Here is a 19,488-nt window from a genome sequence, read left to right as displayed (position 1 = left end):
CGCTCAGGACGATGAAGAATATATATTACACTATGGCTTCCAACGCCATTTCGCTGTTCATCTCCACTCTGGTCATCCTGATTATCCCGAAATTTATCGGTGTGACCGAATACAGTTACTTTCAGCTGTATTTCTTCTATTCCTCCTATGTGTTTCTTGCAAACTTCGGCTGGAACGACGGTATTTATCTTCGCTACGGCGGCCGGGAGTACCGGGATCTCGACAAACCGCGATTTGCTTCCCAATTCTACACCATGATTTTGTTTCAGGCCGTCTTGGGCGGATCTGCTGTCTTATATGCCTTATTTAACCGCACTGACGATCCCTTTATTCTTCATGCTGTTCTGGTCTGCATGTTCCTTACCAATACTAGAGCTTTTTTGCACTATACGATGCTGGCTACCAACCGGATGGAGGAGCACGCCAAATCCAATATCCTGGACCGGCTGCTGTACTGCCTGCTGATCGCTGGCAGTCTGATTGCCCAGTTGGGCAGCCACAAGGCGCTGATTGCAGCCGATCTGGCCGGAAAGCTCGTATCGCTGCTGTACGCCGCTTACTGCTGCCGCGACATCGTCGGCACGGATGTACGGCTGCTGCGGTTTCATCTCAGGGAAATCGGCGAGAATATTAGGGCTGGCATCAAGCTCATGACAGCCGATCTAGCGGGCATGCTCAATATCGGCATCATCCGCATTGGAATGGAGCGGACATGGGATGTTACGACCTTCGGCAAAGTTTCGCTGACCCTCAGCATCTCCAACCTGCTCATGCTGTTTGTCAACGCCGTCAGTCTTGTACTGTTTCCGCTGCTGCGCAGAAGCAGCGAGCAGCGCTATCCCCAGTTGTACTCTGCTGTGCGTCATCTATTTGTGGGAACCATGCTTGCCATCATGACACTCTACTGGCCGGTAAAGCTGCTTCTTCGGGACTGGCTCCCTCAATACGGAGACACTTTCGATTATCTCGCCATTCTGTTCCCTCTGTGCCTGTACGAAGGGCGAATGGCCCTTCTGGTCAGCACCTTTCTTAAGACGCTCCGCCGCGAGGGCTGGATGCTTCGCTTGAACATGCTGTCACTAGGACTCAGCACGATCCTGGCGTTCGTGTCGCTGTTTCTGCTGAAGAGCATCAACCTGGCCGTATTGTCCATCCTGCTTGCCTCAGCGCTGAAGTGTACGCTGTCCGAGTATTCGGTACTGAGACTGTTGAAGCTGCCTGCCGCGACTGCTTTTCTTGCGGAAACCCTCGTCGTTGCCGGTTTTGTCTGGACCGCCTGGTTCCAGAATTCCTCCTATTCCTTCCTCCTGTACGCCGTGATTCTGTTGGTGTACGTGGCTCTCCATTTCAGACGGATTGCCGGTTCGCTGCGGGTCATCCGCGGCTTTATGGCCGGACGCGAGCTGGCAGCCTGAACCCAGTCGTTCCGGTTGTAAAAGAACGAGGCCGTCCCAAAAGCCATACTATGGCTAGGGACGGCCTCGTCATTCTCCAGTCGCCGGTCCGCAGGACCGGCGCTTCGTTCTACGTCCGCGCGTCGGAGGAATCTACTCTTCCTTGACCGCCCGATCCAGCCGGGACCGGTCCAGAAACTCGGTCAGGAGCGCTTCGTTCTCGCCCCGCCGTCTGCCCGAGAAGCACCGTCTTGCTACCTCGCGGGCTTCGGCTGCGGCTGTGTTGAGCGTCCGGTGCTTCACCTTCAGCAGCGACTGCGGCGACATGCTGAGATCGGACACGCCAAGCTCCAGCCAGATCGGCAGCGACCGTTCGTCCCCGGCCAGCTCGCCGCAGACGCTGATGCCGATGCCGGCAGACTTTGCCGCTTCGACGGTCATCCGGATCATGCGGAGCACCGCAGGATGATACGGATGGTACATGTGGGCAATCTGTTCATTCATCCGGTCCACCGCCAGCACGTACTGCACCAGATCGTTGGTTCCGATACTGAAGAAATCCACCTCGGCCGCCAGCAGATCGGCGATCATGACGGCGGCGGGAACCTCAATCATTATGCCCACAGGCAGCTCCGCATCGTAGGGGATGCCGCGCCGGTCCAGGTCCTCCTTGACCTCGGCCAGAATGGCCTTTGCTTCCAGCACCTCTTCCACCGAGGAGATCATGGGAAGCATCACTTTGATCCGCCCGTGAACGCTGGCCCGCAGAATGGCAGCCAGCTGGGTGCGGAAAAGATCCTTGCGGTCCAGGCTAATGCGGATGGCGCGGTAACCGAGGAACGGGTTCATCTCCTCCGGCAGCGGGAAATAGTCCAGATGCTTGTCGCCGCCGATGTCGAGCGTCCGGATTACCACATTTCCGCCTCCGGCCTTCTCTGCCACCTGCTTGTATACCTCATATTGTTCATCCTCGGTCGGGAACGATTGGCGATCCATGTACAGGAACTCGGTGCGGAACAACCCGACGCCCTCCGCCCCGTATTTGAGAGCCAGATCCAGCTCCTTCACCGAACTGATATTGGCGGAGAGACGCAGCGCCACTCCGTCTCTCGTCACCGCCTGAACGGTGGAGAGCAGTTCCAGCTGCTGACGCTTCCGAAGCTGCTTGTCGCGGATTGCCTTGTAGCGCTCCAGCGTCTGCTCGTCCGGTTGAAGCTGGACGATGCCCGAGTCTCCGTCGATGACCAAGAGGTCACCCGTCTGAATCGGCGTATCTCCCTGGGCTTCCAGGCCGGCCACCAGCGGAATGCCGAGCGCCCTGGCCATAATGGAGGAGTGGGAGGTCTTGCCGCCCATCATCGTCACGATCCCGAGCACATAAGACGGATTCAGGTGGGCCAGCTGAGAAGGAGACAGCTCTTTGGCAACCAGGATATAGGGCCGGGTATCGGACGGCAGCGTTACTTCCGGCGCACCCAGCAGATGCTTCAGCAGACGGTTGCCGACATCCTTGATGTCCACTGCCCGCTCCTTCATATATTCGTCGTCCAGCAGATCGAACATGGCTACAAAATGGTCGATCGCTTCCTTGACCGCTACCTCGGCAGCTTTGTACTGCCGCTCGATGATGCCCCGAATCTCGCTCATGAACACGGGATCATCCAGAATGGCGAGATGAGCGTCAAAAATGCTGGATTCTTCAGGCCCGACTACTTCACGGAATTCCCGCTTAATATACTCGATCTCATCCTTCGAGGTCCGAATCCCTTCGTATAAACGCTCAAATTCTTTAGCCAGATCCACCGGATTGATCTGGGTCTCCGGCATGCTCCATTCCCAGTTGGGAAGGACGAATGCCTTTCCGATGGCTACCCCTGTTGCGGCGCCTATCCCTTGTATCATGATTCTACCCCTCCATTGCTCTCGTGCAGCACTACGGACATGACCGAGGACTGTCCTCTTCTGACATTCTTGAACGGAGCATAGCTCCAGGATTTGACCCGTTCCGGGTTCGTAATGACCATTGGAGTTGCCAGGGAAGCCGCATGCTCCCGCAGATCGTCCAGATCGAAGGTGATCAGAAGCTGGCCCGGCTCCACATTGTCCCCCGCCTCCACGGCTGCGGCGAACATACCTTTGAGCTGGGAAGTGTCAATGCCGATATGTATCAGCACTTCAATTCCCTCCGGGGTAGCAATTCCGATGGCGTGCATGGTGGGATAAATATGCATCACCTTGCCGAAGACCGGGGAGACGAGCTCTCCCTTCTCCGGGATAAAAGCAACGCCGTCGCCGACCAGCTTGGCCGCAAAAATATGGTCCGGCACGTCCTCGATCGGCAGCATCCGGCCCTGAACCGGAGCGCTGAACAGAACCTGCGGCAGATCCCGCAGCAGCAGCTTGTCGATCTCTTCGCGAATCAGCTCGGAGTACGTGCCGAAGACGACCTGAACGTTGCCTCCGCCCAGCTTGATGATGCCGGCCGAGCCCAGATTCTTGAGCTGGGCCGTGTCAATCTCCCGGTCATTGCGGACAGTCAGCCGCAGCCGCGTAATGCAGGCCTGAACCTGTACGATATTCTCCTTGCCGCCGAGCGCCTGCAGAATAAGCGGCGCCTGGTAGGGAATATTGCCGGCCCAGTCGCCGAGCTCCGAGCCTTCCTCGCGTCCCGGCGTCGGGATCTGGAACCGCCGGATGGCCCAGCGGAACAAGTGATAATAGACGATTCCGTACCCGATGCCGATGGGAATCAGCAGCCAGGCCCGGCGGGACAGATGCAGGTTCAGGAAGAAGTCAATCGCGCCCGCCGAGTAGGAGAAGCCGTGGTGAATGCCCAGCGCGGCCGTCAGGGTCATTGCAAGACCCGACATCACGGCATGGACGGCAAAGAGATAGGGCGAAGCGAACAGAAAGGCAAATTCGATCTGCTCCGATACACCGGTCAGAAAGCAGACCAGCGCCGCCCGGACAAAGGTCTTCCGGATCTTCGGCTTGAGGTCTTCACGGGCTTCCTGAATAATTGCAAATGCGATGGCCGGCAGGGCGAACATCATGATGGGGAACAGCCCGGCCATGAACGTTCCGGCCGTCGGATCGCCAGCAAAGAAGCGCGGCAGATCGCCCTGAATCACGGCGCCGTCCGGCGTCGTGTAATTGCCGAGCTGGAACCAGAAGATATTGTTCAGAATATGATGCAGGCCGAACGCTGTAAGCACCCGGTACAGGACTCCGTAGAGAAACAATCCGATTCCCTGGGACCGGTCCACCACCCGGAACAATCCGTCCAGCGCATCCTGCAGCAGCGGAGCCGTTCCCAGCATGACCCAGGCGAACAGGGCGGAGAACAGACCCATGAACAGCAGAACAAAACGAGAGCCGCCGAAGAACTGAATCGCCTCCGGCAGCTTGATATGCTTGAAACGGTTATGGGCCACGCCGGCTACGATGCCGAGCAGGATGCCGATCAGTGTCGCCGGCTGCACGCTTCCGTCGCCCAGATGCAGCACGACCCGATCATAAGTGAACATACCGGCCAGCGCGGCAAGTCCGGCGGGTCCGGCCTGGTTGGAGAGGCCCCAGGCAACCCCGACCGCGAACAGATAAGGCATGAAATAGAAGATGCCTTGTCCCGCATAGGTTGAGACTTCGGCTACCGTGGACATTCCCCAGTTCGACCACGGCAGACTGCCCAGACTGAGCAGAATGGCCGCCGCGGGCAGCACCATGGTCGGAAGCATAATCGCTCTTCCCAGCTGCTGCAGTGATCCGAGCCAATTCAAGGACCATCGCTCCTTTCTTTCTATACTGAATGGTACGTGCTGTCTCCGGTTTTGTCAAAAGGAGCTTTGCCGGACGTCAAAAAGGGCCGGACAGGAGTCCTGTCCGGCCTCAGGGAGGCCTTGCTGCTCTTAATAAATCCGTTGTTGCCTAGCTGTTCCGGTGAGCCCGGGTCAGCGCCTCTTCAACCTTGATGCAGCGGTCCATAATGACAGTCAGTCCGTTCGATTCCGCAATGAAGGCCGCCTCCAGACTGTGAACCCCCTGCTGGAGCCACAGGACCTTCGCCCCCATGGCTACCGTCTGGCGGGCAATCTCCGGGCAGTACTCGCTCTTGCGGAAGACATTGACAATGTCCACCTGCTCCGGGATGTCCTCAAGCTTCGCGTAGACCTTCTCTCCAAGGATGCTTCCTTCGTCCGCCGCAGGGTTGACCGGAATGATCCGATAACCGGCCGCCTGCATCGCTCCCGCTACCATATACGACGTCCGGTCGGTCTTGTCGGACAGGCCCACGACGGCAATGGTTCGCGAAGCGGACAGGATATCCCGGATGGTATACTGATCCGGGTTGACAAAAGGCATGATTCCATCTCCTTCCTTCTATGTGGAATATGCTGTTAATTTACCCACTCTACCCGTGCTCCAAGCGTCCGCAGGTGATCGAAGAACTGCGGATAGGACTTGGCGACATGGTGCGCGTCCTTGATGAGAAGCGGCTCCTTGGACCGCAGACCTACAACGGTCAGCGCCATAATGACCCGGTGATCGTAATGCGCATTGATCGTCACTCCGCCTTCTACGCCCTCGGGGCGTCCGTGAACGATGATCTCGTCCCGGCGTTCCTCGACCCGGGCTCCCGCCTTCGCCAGCTCGGCCAGGTAGTCCGTAATGCGGTCGCACTCCTTGTAGCGGAGGTTCTCGACATTATAGAACCGGGATGTGCCTTCCGCAAAGACCGCTGCCGCAACCATGGCCAGCACCGCGTCCGTCGCGGCATCGCCGTCAAATTCCACCGCCTTCAGCCGGCCGGTTCCCTGAACATGAACCGTGCCGTTCTCATGGGTGAGCGGCACCTCCATCATTCTCAGCACATCGACGACAGCCCGTTCTCCCTGGCGGCTGTTCTCCGCCAGCCGATGAATGGTCACATCCGATTCCGTTACGGCCGCAGCCGCCAGCACGGCGGCCGACCCGGGATAATCCCCCTGAACCGTATAGGTCTTGGCCGCATAGGATTGGCGTCCCGGCACCCGGAAGGACAGGTAATCCTCAGCCGCGTGAATTACGATGCCCGCCTGTTCCAGCACTTCCAGCGTCTGTCCGACAACGACCTTGGATTTCAGATCGCCGGTCACGGTAATCTCGCTGTCTTCCTCCAGAAGCGGCGTCAGGAACAGCAGTGCGCTAAGATACTGCGAGCTGACTTCGCCGGAGACCCGGATGCGTCCGCCCTGCGGCTGCCCGCCGCGGATGCGGATCGGCAGCCGTCCTGCGTTGTGCTCAATCTCCACGTTCATCTGGCCCAGCGCCTCGATCAGATCGTCATGCGGCCGCTTGCCGAGCGAATCGGGATATGTATTGACGAAGGTAACATCCGGACACAGGGCCGCTACGGCCATCAGAAAGCGCAGGACGGCGCCCGCGTTGCCCACGTTCAGTTCCTTGACAGGCTTGGGATGGCGGCCGAAACCCTTGATCACGATCTTCTCGCCGTCTTCCTGCAGCTCGGCTCCGAGATCTGCGATGCAGCGGCGGACAGCGTCGCTGTCCTCGCTGTGCGCCGGATAATAGACGGTGCTCGTGCCTTCCGACAAGGCCGCGACCAGCAGATAGCGGGTCGTATAGTTTTTGGATGACAGCGCTCCGATTTCCCCGCTTAGGACCGGGGTCGGTCTGACAATAGCGTCCATGATTTTGACTCCCTTCTGTGCTATCGATTAAAATCAGGAATGCTTGAACTTTAAATAATAATGGAGGTGTCCGACATGAACGCCATACCCCAAATCACCCCGGACGAACTGCGCCGGAGAATGGAAGCCGGCGATAAGCTTCGCCTGATTGATGTGCGCGAAGACGACGAAGTCGTCTTTGGCATGATTGAAGGCGCAGAACATATTCCGATGAACGATATTCCGGATCGCGCGCAGGAGCTTGGACAGGAAGAGCCCATCGTCTTCATCTGCCGCTCCGGCGCCCGCAGCCAGCGGGTATGCGAATACCTGAGCCATCACGGATACCGCTCCGTCGCCAATCTCAGCGGCGGTATGATCGGATGGTACGACTCGATCTGATCCGCGTCAGGAATTCCGCTTAAATACTGAACCGCGGTAGTGCATTAAAATTAAATCGCGCACTTCCGCGGCGCTCCGTCCCGTTGTATCAATCGTGCAGTCTGCGAACCCGTACGCCCCGGCCCGCTCCCGCAGCAGCCGATGGATCCGCTCGCTGGCGTCACCCGCCAGCAGCGGTCGATTCGGGTCCTGTCCGACCCGGCTCACCAGCTCCTCCGCCGTTGCCGTGAGCGCCGCCACGTATCCGCCCTTGCCCATCGCTTCCGCATTTCCGGGCGCAAGAACAGCCCCTCCGCCTGTCGATAGGACCAATTCCTTCTCCCGAAGCGCCAGAAGAAGCTCGCGCGATTCGATCCGCCGGAATTCTTCCTCGCCTCCCCGTGCAAAAATCTCCGGAATGCTTCGCCCTTCCTGCTCCTCAACCCGTTCATCCAGATCGAGTAACCGGAAGTTTAACTCCCGGGCCAACAACTGCCCGACGGTTGATTTGCCGGTCCCCATCATCCCGATCAGGATCAGGTTGGGACCGCTGCTGCTCTCTGCCATCTTCGTTCTCTCAACCCCTGCTGCCCGTCTTGGCCTAACTTTTCACCTATTCTAACATGCTCTTGCACCAGGCACAACGAGTTCCGCCGTTCTCTTGCAGGGAGCCGCATCTTCCTTCTCCCGGACAGGCCAAAAGCCCGGAAACGCCGCATTCGGCATTCCCGGGCCCGTTCCTGTCTTCAAGCGGCCGTTCGTCCGCCACTTGAATATAATGGATTACTCGGCCGAAGCTTCGGCGATCCAGTCGTGATGGAAGACGCCTTCCTTGTCCACGCGCTTGAAGGTGTGCGCGCCGAAGTAATCGCGCTGGGCCTGCAAGAGGTTCGCCGGCAGACGCTCGGTGCGGTAGCTGTCGTAGTACGCCAGCGCGCTCGAGAAGCCCGGCACCGGAATGCCGCGCTTGACGGCTTCGGCTACTACCGTACGCCATGCGTCCTGGTAGTTCGTCATAATATTCTTGAAGTACGGATCAAGCATCAGGTTCTTGAGTTCCGGATTCTTCTCATAAGCTTCCGTGATGTTGTGCAGGAACTGCGAGCGGATGATGCAGCCGCCGCGCCAGATCTTCGCCAGGCTGCCGTATTTCAGGTTCCAGCCGTACTCGTCGGAAGCGACGCGGAGCTGGGCGAAGCCCTGGGCGTAGGATACGATTTTGCTGGCGAACAGCGCTCTGCGGACGTTCTCGATGAACGCCTTCTTGTCGCCGGCGAACGGTTCAGCTGCAGGACCGGAGAGCACCTTGCTCGCAGCCACACGCTCTTCCTTCATGGCGGACAGGAAACGGGAAAAGACGGATTCCGTAATCATGGACAGCGGCACGCCGAGATCAAGCGAGCTCTGGCTTGTCCACTTGCCGGTGCCCTTCTGGCCGGCGGCGTCGAGAATGACATCCACCATCGGCTTGCCGGTCTCCTTGTCGTACTGGGCGAAGATATCCTTCGTAATCTCGATCAGGTAGCTGTCGAGTTCGCCTTCGTTCCATTCCGCGAACGTGGCGTGCAGTTCTTTCTCATCCAGGCCGACAACGTCCTTCAGCAGCTGGTACGCTTCGCAGATCAGCTGCATGTCGCCGTACTCGATGCCGTTGTGCACCATCTTCACATAGTGTCCGGCGCCGTCGGGCCCGATATATGTACAGCAAGGTTCGCCGTCCACTTTGGCCGAAATGGCCGTCAGGATCGGTTCAACCAGTTCATAGGCGCTTTCCTGTCCGCCCGGCATGATCGACGGTCCTTTGAGCGCGCCTTCCTCGCCGCCGGATACGCCGGCACCGATGAAGCGGAAGCCCTGGGCTTCAAGTTCCTTGTTGCGGCGAATTGTGTCAGGGAAGTAGGCGTTGCCGCCGTCGATGATGATGTCGCCCTGATCCAGATGCGGAACGAGCTGCTCGATTGTGGCGTCGGTCGCTTTGCCGGCCTGGACCATAATCAGAATGCGGCGCGGCGTTTCCAGGGATTGCACGAATTCCTCAATCGAGAACGTGCCGTGCAGGTTCTTGCCGGCGGCCTCGCCGAGAAGATCATGCGTCTTCTCCGGGGAACGGTTGAATACGGATACGCTAAAACCTCTGCTCTCGATGTTCAGCGCCAAGTTCTTGCCCATTACCGCAAGGCCGATAACGCCGATTTGTTGTTTTGACATCTGGTTCTCCACCCTTTGCCCTGTATATTTGGTTAAGCCATGCACAGAGATCAATTTCATTGACAAAATGCCGACCGCCGAAATTGAATCGCAACGGTTCTATTCTAACGTTTTTGCGCGGGAAAGTGAACCCCCCGGGTCCTTCGCCCGCAAAATGAAGGCACCTCTTGTCTCAAGAGGTGCCCGGAACGCTTGCCTTCCGCTACCATTCCAGTACGCTGAGCCGCTGCGTCAGCTCCTGGAGCCGCTGCTTGCAGGTCTCCGCTTCCTCTCTGTCCTCGCGCTGCAGAGCCGCGTTCAGACGGTCCAGTTCATCGTCCACTTCACGGCGGCATTCCGCGATCCGCTCTTCGCCGAGACCCGAATAGAACAGCTTCGTAATTTCGTGATCCGACAGAAGCGGTCCCTTCTGATAGATAACCCGCTGCTGGTAGCCCGAAATCTCCACGAGCCGGATTACCTCGCCGAAGAGAATGTTCTCGATGATGATCTGGCGGTCGCGAAAACGTTTCACGACGGCATGCCCGCGCATATCGCCGATCAGCTTCTCCATCCGTTCCGACAGCTTCGCGTCGCGGATCATATAATCGCCCACCAGCTTGTAGCCGTCGTCGATCCGCTGGAAGCGCAGCTTGATCAGCTTGCGTCCCGTCCGCACCGAAATGACGAATAATTGTTCGTTCTCGCTCCAATATAAGGAATAGCCGTCCCGAATCAGATCTCGGATCAGGTTCTGGAGATGATCCCGCTCAAAACGGAGCTCCAGGTTGCAGTATTCCACTTCGTCGTTCTTGTTCACGGCGCTCCCTCCTCAGGCCATTTGCCGGATATCCTGGTTCTATTTTATACTTCAGTTTATGTAGCGGTAACTTGGTTTATTGACTATTTTTACCCTCCCCCCGGGTCTCCCAAACGCTTCATTCCGGATTTGGAACTCTTTGGGGCTCTGGGCCCGGGGGACCAACCTATACGAGGAGACCATAACCATGACTTTTAGCGGATTCCAACCGGCAGACTTTGAAGTGTTCGATATCGGCGGCCTTGAGCCGCGCATGGAGGCTTTAATTGAGAGGGTCCGTCCCAAACTGACGGCGCTCGGAGACGAGCTTGCCCCTTATTTGACCGAGCTTACGGGGGAAGAGATGTTCCCCCATGTCGCCAAGCACGCCCGCCGCACCATTCACCCTCCGGCCGACACCTGGGTGGCTTGGGGACCTTCCAAGCGGGGCTACAAGGCGCTTCCCCATTTCCAGACCGGCATGTTCCGCAGCCATCTCTTCATCGTCTTCGCCGTGATCTACGAGAGCGGCAACAAGGACATTCTGGCGGACGCCCTGCTTCGGGAATCGGGCAGCGTGCTGCGGGAGCTTCCGGGGAGCTACTTCTGGTCCACCGACCATCTGGACCCTTCGGGCACGCCCCACGCCGAGATGGACGCGGAGCGGCTGGCCGGGCTGGCGCGCCGGCTCAAAGAGGTCAAGAAAGCCGAGGTTACTTGCGGACTGCGAATCGAGGCGGGCGACCCGGTGCTGGCAGACGGGCAGAAGCTGACCGGCGTTATTCAGGACACCTTCCGCACGCTCCTTCCGCTGTACAAGATGGCCTTCTAGCGGGAGGCGGGACCTAAGCCCCGGACACATCAAAAAGAGCCGTTCCAGGATTTCTCCTGAACGGCTCTTCGCCTTGCGTCGGGAACCGGCAGCCGCGCCGGCCCTCTTCCACCCGCTTCCAGACCTCTTCTAGCCCGCTTCTGCGGCCAGGCGCTTCTGCGCCGTCCGCCGGACAATCACCAGATGCAGCGCGAAGAGACAGAGCATGACGAGCGCACTCGCAAAGAACGGCACCCAGTGTCCAACCCGGTCCCACAGGCGTCCGGACACGATCGGGCCGAAGACCATGCCGGAGCCCTGAAGCGTCAGGAAGAGCCCCCAGACCGTACCGCGCTCGCTCTCGGGCACCTGCTTGGCTACGAACGCGTTCCAGGCCGGCAGAATGAACGCATAGCTGACGCCGACAAGGGCCACCGCCACGAATACCAGGGGCAGGAAGCGCACCTGCGAGAAGAACGTCAGCGAGAAAGCGGCCAGCAGGAAGCCGATGTTCAGGAACGCCGAGGTGCCGATGCGGTCCACGAGACGGCCGGCGGGGATCAGCGCGATAACCGTCACGCCTCCTCCGGCGATCAGCAGCACATTGAACATGGTCGGCGACAGATGCAGTTCGGACCGGGCGAACAGCGTGACGACCGGCGTCATCAGACCGATGGCAAAAGCCTGCAGGAACAGCGCCGGATACAGCAGCCGGCTGACCCGAACCTGACGCAGCGTATGGCCAAGGCCCGCCAGGAAGGAGCGGCGGACGCCGGGCTCCGCCGCCGGAGCCGCCTCGCGTTTGGGCTCTCCGCCGCGGGTAACGGAGTGGACGCCTCGTCCGATTCTCGCGGGAAGCAGCATCGAGACGAGTACGACGGCTGCTGCTACGGCCAGAAGAAGATAGAACGCGCCGCGGTACCCCTGATGGCCGTGGTCCATCAGGAAATTGACCGTAATCGGCCCGATGCCCGTTCCCGCCAGCGAAGCCATTTCCACGGAGCCCATGGCGGCGCCGCTGCTGCCGCTTGTCGTGGAGCCCGCCAGCTCGGTAATGCCGGTCATGACGCAGGGCCACAGCGGCGAAGTGCCGATCCCCAGAATTAGGCAGGCCAGACTCAGCATGGGCGCATTATCCGCGTAAATAATAATGGCGACCGCTGCTACAATTAATATAAGCGCACCCGCCATCGTCCAGCGGTAGCCCACGCGTTCCAGCAGCCAGCCGGACGGCCCGCGGAACAGATTGTCGCCGAGATATTGGAGGGCGAAGGCAAAGCCGACCACCGTTACCGACAGGTTCAGCGTATGCTCCATATAAACCGGCAGGAGGGCAACCAGCAGGGAACCTTTGACGAATTCGACCAGAAAAATAATCACCCACATCTCCAGCATGAACGGCGACGAGAGGCGAATATGCATGCGTTGCTCGGGTTTCGACACGTTTCGATCACATCCTAGTAATATGGTGATGGTTTTGTTATACTCAATTTTGTTTGCGACTTCACTTAGGAAAGGTTGTGGGAGTATTAATGGACCAATCGCTTACCCCTCTCTTCACCGCTCTGAAAAAACATGCCGCCGGAAACCCGGTGCAGTTTCACATTCCAGGTCATAAAAAAGGCCAAGGGACCGATCCGGAATTCCGTGAATTCATCGGCGACAACGCCCTTTCCATAGATCTGATCAACATTGCGCCCCTAGACGACCTGCATCAGCCCAAAGGCGTCATCGCGCAGGCCCAGAATCTGGCGGCCGAAGCCTTCGGCGCCGATTACACCTACTTCAGCGTCCAAGGCACGAGCGGTGCCATTATGACGATGATTTTATCCGTATGTTCGCCTGGAGACAAGATCATCGTGCCCCGCAACGTCCATAAATCCGTTATGTCTGCCATTATCTTCTCGGGCGCCAAGCCCATCTTCGTCTCGCCCGTCCAGGACGAGAATCTCGGAATCGACCACGGCATTACGACCAGCTCCCTCAAAAGAGCGCTGCAGCGCCATCCCGATGCCAAAGGCGTTCTCGTAATCAACCCGACTTACTTCGGCGTCTGTGCCGATCTGCGGTCGATTGTCGAGCTGGCGCACAGCTACGGCGTCCCCGTACTCGTGGACGAAGCGCACGGCGTGCTGATTCACTTCCACGAGGAACTGCCGATGTCGGCCATGCAGGCCGGAGCCGATATGGCGGCGACGAGCGTCCACAAGCTCGGCGGCTCCATGACCCAGAGCTCGGTACTCAATCTTAACGCCAAGACGGGACTTGTGAATCCGCAGCGCGTTCAGACGATGTTGAGCATGCTGACCACAACCTCCACTTCCTACATCTTGCTGGCTTCGCTGGACGCGTCCAGACGCAACCTTGCCCTGAACGGCCACGATATGGCGGAGCAGTGCATCCAGCTTGCCCGCTACGCCCGGGAAGCGATCAATGAGATCGACGGCCTGTACAGCTTCGGCAACGAGATTCTCGGAACCGAAGCCACCTATGATCTGGACCCGACCAAGTTGAGCATTCACGTCCGCCATCTCGGCATTACCGGCTGGGAAGCGGAGAACTGGCTGCGGGACAAACACAATATCGAAGTCGAAATGAGCGATATGTATAACATTCTTTGCCTGATTACGCCGGGAGATACCAAGACCACAGTAGACAAACTGCTCTCCGCGCTCCGGGTCATGTCGGCCGTCAATTACGGCAAGGGCGATATCTACGAATTGAAGGTTCAGGTACCCGAAATTCCGCAGCTCGCGCTGATTCCGCGCGATGCCTTCTATGCCGATACGGAACTGGTTCCGTTTAAGGAATCCGCCGACCGGATTATTGCCGAGTTTATCTATGTATACCCGCCGGGCATTCCGATTCTGCTGCCGGGGGAAGTCATTACTCAGGACAACATCGACTATATTCTGGACCATGTCGAGATCGGCTTGCCGGTCAAAGGTCCGGAAGACCGCAGCATTACGAACGTCAAGGTCATCGTTGAAGCCGAACCCATCTTCTGAACCGAAGGCGCTGCGCCTTCAGCTAAGCGGCCCGGCCGCATGGTCTCCCCATACACCCAAGCGTCTCCTGCGGGAGGCGCTTTTTTTTGGCGCTTGCCATACGCTTGCTGCTCCGAGTCCGTGGCGAGAGGGTATCCGCTTCCTCCCAACGCAGCTCAAAAAACCCGGCACCTCCTTCCAGAGATACCGGGCTATATGGAACACGGAAGGGAAATGGGTCAGGAGAAGCCGAAGCTTGTCCCCCATGCCCGAAGCCCTCTCTTATTCCTGGGAAGAAGCAAGCAGCTGGTTGTAGGCCTCTTCCACGGCCTTCCATTCTGCTTCGTCTTCAATATTGTAGAGCACCATTTCTTCGTCTTCTTCTTCCATCCGCAGAATGATGCCGTCGGCTTCCGGATTCTCGCGCTCCAGCAGCAGCGCGTACAGCTTCTCGCCCACATCGAACGTTTCGACCAGCACCATCTCCACGTCTTCACCCTGCTCGTTGGTCAGAGTCAGCACAAACTCCTCGTGCTCATGGTCGTGATCATGTCCGCAGCCGCATGCTTCGCCATGTTCATGGCCATGCTCATGTTTGTGATCGCTCATTGAAATACCTCGCTTTAATTGAAATATCCTACTCCGGTATCGTACCACGCAGGACGAAGCAGGTCAATTTTGGAACCTCTTAATTCAGAACGGTAACGACCTTCTCCGCAATCAGCGTATAGTCGCTGTCGCGCAGTCCCTTCATATAGAAGCTGATTGTATATTTGCCGCCGCTTTCTTTGAAATCATAAGTTGTCTCTTTGGTGGCGAACCAGAAATTGTCCTTCTGCGAACCGTCCTGATCGCTGCCGAGGTCTTTCTCGTTGCCTGACGGGTCGCTAATCGTTACCTTGACGGCCGATACTGGGGCCGCCAGACTGTCGACCTGGCACAGCACCTTCAACTTCAGCTTGCCGGCGTTGACATTGCCGAACAATTTGTCGCCGTTCAGCAGGATAATATCCACATTCGGCTTGACGATCGTCACGCGGCCCGAGTTGTCCCAGGAGACGAGCCCTCCGGCCGCTCTAGCCGGTATGTAGGTTTTGCCGTCAATCAGATAGCCGCCGTCGGCAAGCTCCTTGCCGTTATTCCATACCCGAATCTTCTGGGTGACCGAATCCGCGAACAGCAGCGATCCGCCCATCAGGGAAAAGACGCACACGCACAGCGCGATTCTCTTCCACGTTTTCTTTATCATAGCCCGCCCCTCCATACTAATTCATGCTGTTAATATATACTAACGGGGAAGGGGCAAGTTGCGGTAACACAGGCAACATTTTCAACTTTTTTTGCATAGACACGAATAGTCCTTCCGATATACGGAAGGCCATGAAAAACTTAGCAGTCCTGTTCAAAAGATTGGAAGCTGGTCCAGGTTGTTGGAAGGGTCGCCGTCGGCATCGCCCCGGATATGCGGCGCGCCGTCCCTCCCCTTGAACACGTTCACGCCGGCAATGCGGCCTGCCCGGACTTCCTCCAGCGCCTGCTCATAGCTCAGGACGCGACCTTCCGTTGTGCGAAAGGCGGTCAGATCCCCGTCGCCGTTCTTTTGAACCGCTTCGAACTGTTCCCGCTGTCTATCCGCCATTCTCCGCTGCCTCCTTGGACTCTTGGTAAATTGCCTTGACCGGCCTTCTTATCGTGCTCGGGAGCGGGGAGGGCTATGCACAGCGACGAAACTCGCGGCCACAGAAGCGAAGCAAAAGGTCTTAAGCGCCACTCAGTGCACTTACAGTTCCTTCTGCATGCGGACATGGAGAATGCCCGCGTCGTAGAACGGCTCTTTGGAAATGACCTCGTAACCGAGCTTCCGGTAGAATGGCTCCGCCTGACACTGACCGTCCAGCACGGATGAAGTCAGACCCAGCTCTCTCGCCAGCTCTTCGAGGGCCAGCATAAGCACCCGGCCATAGCCTCCGCTCCGATATTCCTTCAGGACGGCAATCCGCTGCATCTTGGCGGTGCCTTCGCGGTAATAAGTCAGACGGCCGGTCGCAACGGGCACTCCCTGCTCGACAATAAGCAGGTGATGAGCCTTCGCATCCAGCCGGTCATATTCGTCGACTTCTTCTTCCTGCGGAACCTGCTGTTCCTCTACAAATACCTTGATCCGAATATCCAGAGCCTGCCGAAGCTGCTCTTCCGTCTGAATTCGTATAATCTCTGCTGCCATCTGTCTCTCCCTCTCTATAGTCCGCATGCCGCCAGGGCGGCAATATGCCAGCTATTATACCCGAAGTGTCCCGCGGCTGTACAGCGGCGGCTTCGGGTCAGGACAGACTCCCGTTCAATCTGCGCTGTAGACATCCTCGGGAATGGACTTGTCATACACGTCGTTGATTACCGGCGGGAGGGCATCCGGCTCTTCACCCAGCCGGGGTTCCGCGCCCGCACCCGCGGGCTGGACCAGCGGCTCCAGAGCACCCGGCGGCTCCAGAGCGCTCTGCGGCTGCAGGGCAGCCGCGTTCCGGGCGCAGCCGGACAGCTCTAGCGCCAGGACGGCGAGCGTTGCCGCGGTCCCAAGTTTTTTTCCAATCATGTCTTCGCGTCTCCTTCCCTTCCTGCTTGCCTGTCACGCTGATAACAGTGTGGACGGGGAGGGCGTATCTTATAACTCTGCCCGCACACAGATCCCCATGCTATAATGAAGGGACGCCAAGAAGGAGAGGGACGATACGTTCATGATCGGTTCAATTCTGCTACAGGTGGTGCTGCCGGTCTTCGTGCTGATCGGCGCCGGCTCGCTGCTGCAGCGGCTGTTCCGCCTCGATCTCTATACGCTGGCCAAAATCAACTTCTACTATATCACGCCCGCAGCCGTGCTCATGAGCATGTATCATTCCGAGATGTCGGCCTCTCTGCTCGGCACCGTCGTCCTGTTCTACGCGCTTTATATCGCCATCCTGTATGCGCTGTCCTTCGCGCTGACACGGGGACTGAAATACCGGCGCGGCATGCGCGCCGCGTTCACCAACAGCGTGCTGCTCGACAACGCCGGCAACTACGGCATGCCGGTCAACGACCTTGCTTTTCACAGCAATCCGCTCGCCGCGTCGCTCCAGTCGCTCATCATGTCTCTTCAGAGCCTGCTGACCTTCACTTACGGCGTCCTGTCCATCCAGAGCGCGAAGCTGAAGGGCAACTACCGGGTCGTCCTCATCGGCTTCCTGAAGATGCCGGTGCCGTATGCGCTTGCCATCGGCCTGCTGCTCCGGGCCTTCTCCGTGCCTCTGCCCGACTTCATCGGCAAGCCGCTGACGTACGCCCAGCAGTCGATGGTGGCCGTGGCCCTGCTTACGCTCGGCGCGCAGATCGTGAAATACCCGCTGCGGCTGGACCGGACCGATATTTATCTCAGCCTGGTTCTGCGGGTTATCATCGCGCCCTGCATCGGTCTTCTGCTCGTTCTCGGTCTCGGCATCGACGGCATCCCGGGACAAGCTCTCATCATCGCCTCGGGCATGCCGACAGGCGTGAACGCTTCGCTGCTGGCCGAGGAGTATGGGAACGAGCCGGATTTTGCCGCTCAGACCGTTCTTGTGTCCACGCTGGTCAACGTCGTGACCATTACTGCCCTGATAACCATTGCCCGCTCCGTGGGAGTGTGAGAATTGTAGCATTCTAGAGCTCCTGAAGATCTTCCCCCTCCCATTCCCGGAAGAACTGCTCCAGATACTGTTCCATGACCCGGTGTCTCTTCTCGGCCAGCTTGCGTCCGTAAGCGGTGTTCATCCGGTCCTTCAGCTTCAGCAGCTTCTCGTAAAAATGGTTGACCGCCGTCCCCCGCTCCTGCCGGTACTGGGCTTCCGTCATCGTCTCCCGGACAGGGAGCCCGGGATCATAAATCAGGTTCCCCTTGCTGCCGTTATAAGAGAACGTCCGGGCAATCCCTACCGCGCCGATGGCATCCAGACGGTCCGCATCCTGGACGACCTGACCCTCCAGTGTTGTCATGGGAGCGCCCCCGCCCCCACGGTACGACAGCGTAGCGATAATCTCCAGAATCTGCTTCCGGTCTTCCTCTCCCACGCCGTGATCTTCCAGCCAGGCGGCAATCTCCGCCATGCCCTGCTCCTTGGAAGCCACCACCTTGTCATCCGCCAGATCATGAAAAAGCGCAGCCAGCCGGACAATGCCGGTCTCCGCCCCTTCCCGTTCCGCCAGCTTGTCCGCCAGCCGGACGACCCGGTAAATGTGCCACCAGTCATGGCCGGTTCCCTCATTCAGCAGCCGCTGACGAACAAAAGCCTCCGCCTCGCTCAAAACCGTCTCGCTGATTCCTGCCTTTGAATTCTCTTTCATCTCGAATCCCCGCTTTCGTCTCTATGCAGATTATTCCGCGCGAAAAATGACATTTCTATGTAAATTACCCAGAAGGAATGGTGGAATTGCGAATGAAATGGTAGATTAATGGAAGATTCACCATTTGAAAGGACGGTTTATATGAAAAAACTACACAAGCCCCGGCTATCCCTGCTGTTGGTTCTGCTGCTGATCCTGACCCTGACCGCGCAGCCGGTCTCGGCGGCCGGAAAGACGCCGCACGTTCAAGTCACCTTCGTCCGCGCAGAGCTGACCGAGAACAATCATGTCGGCAATGAGTGGGCCTATGCCGCCTATGTCAACGGTCAAGAACTGGAGGAAGGGTCCTCGGTTACCCTGAGCGCGGGAAGTTCGGGCTCCATCAAGCTGAAAGCTGTTGCCGAGGAACAGGACAAGATTCCGGAATCCGGAACGGCGTCCCTGACCCTTCAAACGGCCGGGCTGAAATCGGCCAAGACCTCTTCCTTGAACGTAACCGTCACCGAGAACCGCGGCCGTTATTCGGGCCATACCGCGACATGGAAATTCGTATTCCGCATCGAAAAAACCAAGTAAGAAGCGCTTTAAAAAGGCGACTATACGTTCGCATTCTGGTATAATAGAGGGAGCAGTAAGAGGCTTGCAAGGGCGGTCGGCTCACTTCTCGGAAGGGAGGTGATGCTGTGGAGGTTAAAGACGCTTTGACGCTCATGATCAGCTTCGGCGCGCTGCTGGTTGCGCTGATGACGCTCGTCGTGACCCTCGTCGTAGCACTTGGCCGGAACACAAAGAAATAGGCCGCCCTGCCAGGATGCGACCTATTTCATCTGGGTAGTACCTGATTGAAGCTGACCGCCTTTCAAGCGGCTGCTGCTAGGGAGAGTCGTGTTGGCGCACGGCTCTCTTC

Annotated in this window: 21 protein-coding genes; 7 read left to right on the top strand and 14 right to left on the bottom strand. The window is 58.1% G+C overall.

Going from position 1 to position 19,488, the window contains the following annotated elements; all coding sequences use genetic code 11:
* The first annotated feature begins 11 nt into the window (after window positions 1-11).
* Entirely contained in the window at window positions 12-1,415 is a 1,404-nt protein-coding gene (locus tag RBI05_RS02095) for a lipopolysaccharide biosynthesis protein (protein ID WP_310549956.1), read from the top strand.
* A gap of 132 nt (window positions 1,416-1,547) precedes the next feature.
* Here RBI05_RS02095 and ptsP read toward each other — a convergent pair whose 3' ends face one another.
* The 4 genes from ptsP to aroA all read right to left on the bottom strand — a co-directional run bounded on the left by ptsP (window position 1,548) and on the right by aroA (window position 7,084).
* Window positions 1,548-3,296: a phosphoenolpyruvate--protein phosphotransferase gene (gene ptsP / locus RBI05_RS02090; protein WP_310549955.1), complete on the bottom strand. Its 1,749-nt coding sequence runs from the start codon at window positions 3,294-3,296 to the stop codon at window positions 1,548-1,550.
* Window positions 3,293-5,173, bottom strand: a complete 1,881-nt coding sequence (locus RBI05_RS02085; protein ID WP_150458373.1) for a glucose PTS transporter subunit IIA — start codon at window positions 5,171-5,173, stop codon at window positions 3,293-3,295. Before RBI05_RS02085 ends, ptsP begins: the two co-directional genes overlap by 4 nt.
* 148 nt (window positions 5,174-5,321) lie before the next feature.
* Window positions 5,322-5,756, bottom strand: coding sequence for a CoA-binding protein (locus RBI05_RS02080; RefSeq protein WP_310549954.1), 435 nt, complete (start codon window positions 5,754-5,756; stop codon window positions 5,322-5,324).
* A 35-nt stretch (window positions 5,757-5,791) separates the two neighbouring features.
* A complete protein-coding gene (gene aroA / locus RBI05_RS02075; protein ID WP_310549953.1) occupies window positions 5,792-7,084 on the bottom strand; it encodes a 3-phosphoshikimate 1-carboxyvinyltransferase in 1,293 nt (430 codons plus the stop codon).
* 75 nt (window positions 7,085-7,159) lie between these two features.
* Here aroA and RBI05_RS02070 point away from each other — a divergent pair, with 75 nt between their 5' ends.
* Window positions 7,160-7,465 (top strand): rhodanese-like domain-containing protein, encoded by a 306-nt coding sequence (locus RBI05_RS02070; protein ID WP_150458370.1) that lies wholly within the window; start codon window positions 7,160-7,162, stop codon window positions 7,463-7,465.
* Window positions 7,466-7,471: 6 nt separating this feature from the next.
* On the opposite strand, the gene RBI05_RS02065 is transcribed toward RBI05_RS02070, so the two are convergent.
* From RBI05_RS02065 to RBI05_RS02055, 3 genes are all read right to left on the bottom strand, one after another.
* Window positions 7,472-8,011 carry a shikimate kinase gene (locus RBI05_RS02065; protein ID WP_310549952.1) on the bottom strand — a complete coding sequence of 180 codons (540 nt, stop codon included), beginning with the start codon at window positions 8,009-8,011 and terminating at the stop codon, window positions 7,472-7,474.
* A 216-nt stretch (window positions 8,012-8,227) separates the two neighbouring features.
* Entirely contained in the window at window positions 8,228-9,652 is a 1,425-nt protein-coding gene (gene gndA / locus RBI05_RS02060; protein WP_150458368.1) for an NADP-dependent phosphogluconate dehydrogenase, read from the bottom strand.
* Window positions 9,653-9,854: 202 nt separating this feature from the next.
* Window positions 9,855-10,451 (bottom strand): hypothetical protein, encoded by a 597-nt coding sequence (locus RBI05_RS02055; RefSeq protein ID WP_310549951.1) that lies wholly within the window; start codon window positions 10,449-10,451, stop codon window positions 9,855-9,857.
* Between the two features lie 187 nt (window positions 10,452-10,638).
* On the opposite strand from RBI05_RS02055, the gene RBI05_RS02050 reads away from it, so the two are divergent.
* A complete protein-coding gene (locus tag RBI05_RS02050) occupies window positions 10,639-11,262 on the top strand; it encodes a DUF1054 domain-containing protein (protein WP_310549950.1) in 624 nt (207 codons plus the stop codon).
* Between the two features lie 129 nt (window positions 11,263-11,391).
* On the opposite strand, the gene RBI05_RS02045 is transcribed toward RBI05_RS02050, so the two are convergent.
* The gene (locus tag RBI05_RS02045) at window positions 11,392-12,684 is read right to left on the bottom strand and encodes an MFS transporter (protein ID WP_310549949.1); all 1,293 of its coding nucleotides are present in this window, start codon (window positions 12,682-12,684) and stop codon (window positions 11,392-11,394) included.
* An 89-nt stretch (window positions 12,685-12,773) separates the two neighbouring features.
* Between RBI05_RS02045 and RBI05_RS02040 the strand changes: the two genes are divergently transcribed.
* Window positions 12,774-14,249, top strand: a complete 1,476-nt coding sequence (locus RBI05_RS02040) for an aminotransferase class I/II-fold pyridoxal phosphate-dependent enzyme (protein ID WP_150458365.1) — start codon at window positions 12,774-12,776, stop codon at window positions 14,247-14,249.
* A gap of 261 nt (window positions 14,250-14,510) precedes the next feature.
* Here RBI05_RS02040 and RBI05_RS02035 read toward each other — a convergent pair whose 3' ends face one another.
* From RBI05_RS02035 to RBI05_RS02015, 5 genes are all read right to left on the bottom strand, one after another.
* Window positions 14,511-14,837 (bottom strand): DUF1292 domain-containing protein, encoded by a 327-nt coding sequence (locus tag RBI05_RS02035; RefSeq protein WP_150458364.1) that lies wholly within the window; start codon window positions 14,835-14,837, stop codon window positions 14,511-14,513.
* A 79-nt stretch (window positions 14,838-14,916) separates the two neighbouring features.
* Entirely contained in the window at window positions 14,917-15,477 is a 561-nt protein-coding gene (locus tag RBI05_RS02030; protein ID WP_310549948.1) for a copper amine oxidase, read from the bottom strand.
* Window positions 15,478-15,630: 153 nt separating this feature from the next.
* Window positions 15,631-15,867, bottom strand: a complete 237-nt coding sequence (locus RBI05_RS02025) for a DUF3892 domain-containing protein (RefSeq protein ID WP_310549947.1) — start codon at window positions 15,865-15,867, stop codon at window positions 15,631-15,633.
* Between the two features lie 141 nt (window positions 15,868-16,008).
* Entirely contained in the window at window positions 16,009-16,452 is a 444-nt protein-coding gene (locus tag RBI05_RS02020) for a GNAT family N-acetyltransferase (protein WP_310549946.1), read from the bottom strand.
* Window positions 16,453-16,566: 114 nt separating this feature from the next.
* The gene (locus RBI05_RS02015) at window positions 16,567-16,818 is read right to left on the bottom strand and encodes a hypothetical protein (RefSeq protein WP_310549945.1); all 252 of its coding nucleotides are present in this window, start codon (window positions 16,816-16,818) and stop codon (window positions 16,567-16,569) included.
* A 142-nt stretch (window positions 16,819-16,960) separates the two neighbouring features.
* Here RBI05_RS02015 and RBI05_RS02010 point away from each other — a divergent pair, with 142 nt between their 5' ends.
* The gene (locus tag RBI05_RS02010; RefSeq protein WP_310549944.1) at window positions 16,961-17,887 is read left to right on the top strand and encodes an AEC family transporter; all 927 of its coding nucleotides are present in this window, start codon (window positions 16,961-16,963) and stop codon (window positions 17,885-17,887) included.
* Between the two features lie 13 nt (window positions 17,888-17,900).
* Here RBI05_RS02010 and RBI05_RS02005 read toward each other — a convergent pair whose 3' ends face one another.
* Window positions 17,901-18,581 (bottom strand): HD domain-containing protein, encoded by a 681-nt coding sequence (locus RBI05_RS02005; RefSeq protein WP_310549943.1) that lies wholly within the window; start codon window positions 18,579-18,581, stop codon window positions 17,901-17,903.
* Window positions 18,582-18,722: 141 nt separating this feature from the next.
* Here RBI05_RS02005 and RBI05_RS02000 point away from each other — a divergent pair, with 141 nt between their 5' ends.
* Both RBI05_RS02000 and RBI05_RS01995 read left to right on the top strand, forming a co-directional pair.
* Complete coding sequence (locus tag RBI05_RS02000) at window positions 18,723-19,157, top strand: hypothetical protein (protein ID WP_150458357.1); 435 nt, start codon at window positions 18,723-18,725, stop codon at window positions 19,155-19,157.
* A 107-nt stretch (window positions 19,158-19,264) separates the two neighbouring features.
* Window positions 19,265-19,378: a putative holin-like toxin gene (locus tag RBI05_RS01995; RefSeq protein ID WP_191089562.1), complete on the top strand. Its 114-nt coding sequence runs from the start codon at window positions 19,265-19,267 to the stop codon at window positions 19,376-19,378.
* The last annotated feature ends 110 nt before the right edge of the window (window positions 19,379-19,488 follow it).

Source organism: Paenibacillus glufosinatiresistens (assembly GCF_031470375.1).
GTDB classification, from domain to species: Bacteria; Bacillota; Bacilli; order Paenibacillales; family Paenibacillaceae; genus Paenibacillus_AQ; species Paenibacillus_AQ glufosinatiresistens.
Note: the sequence above shows the minus strand (reverse complement) of the source record. Positions and strands in the feature narration are given on the sequence as shown.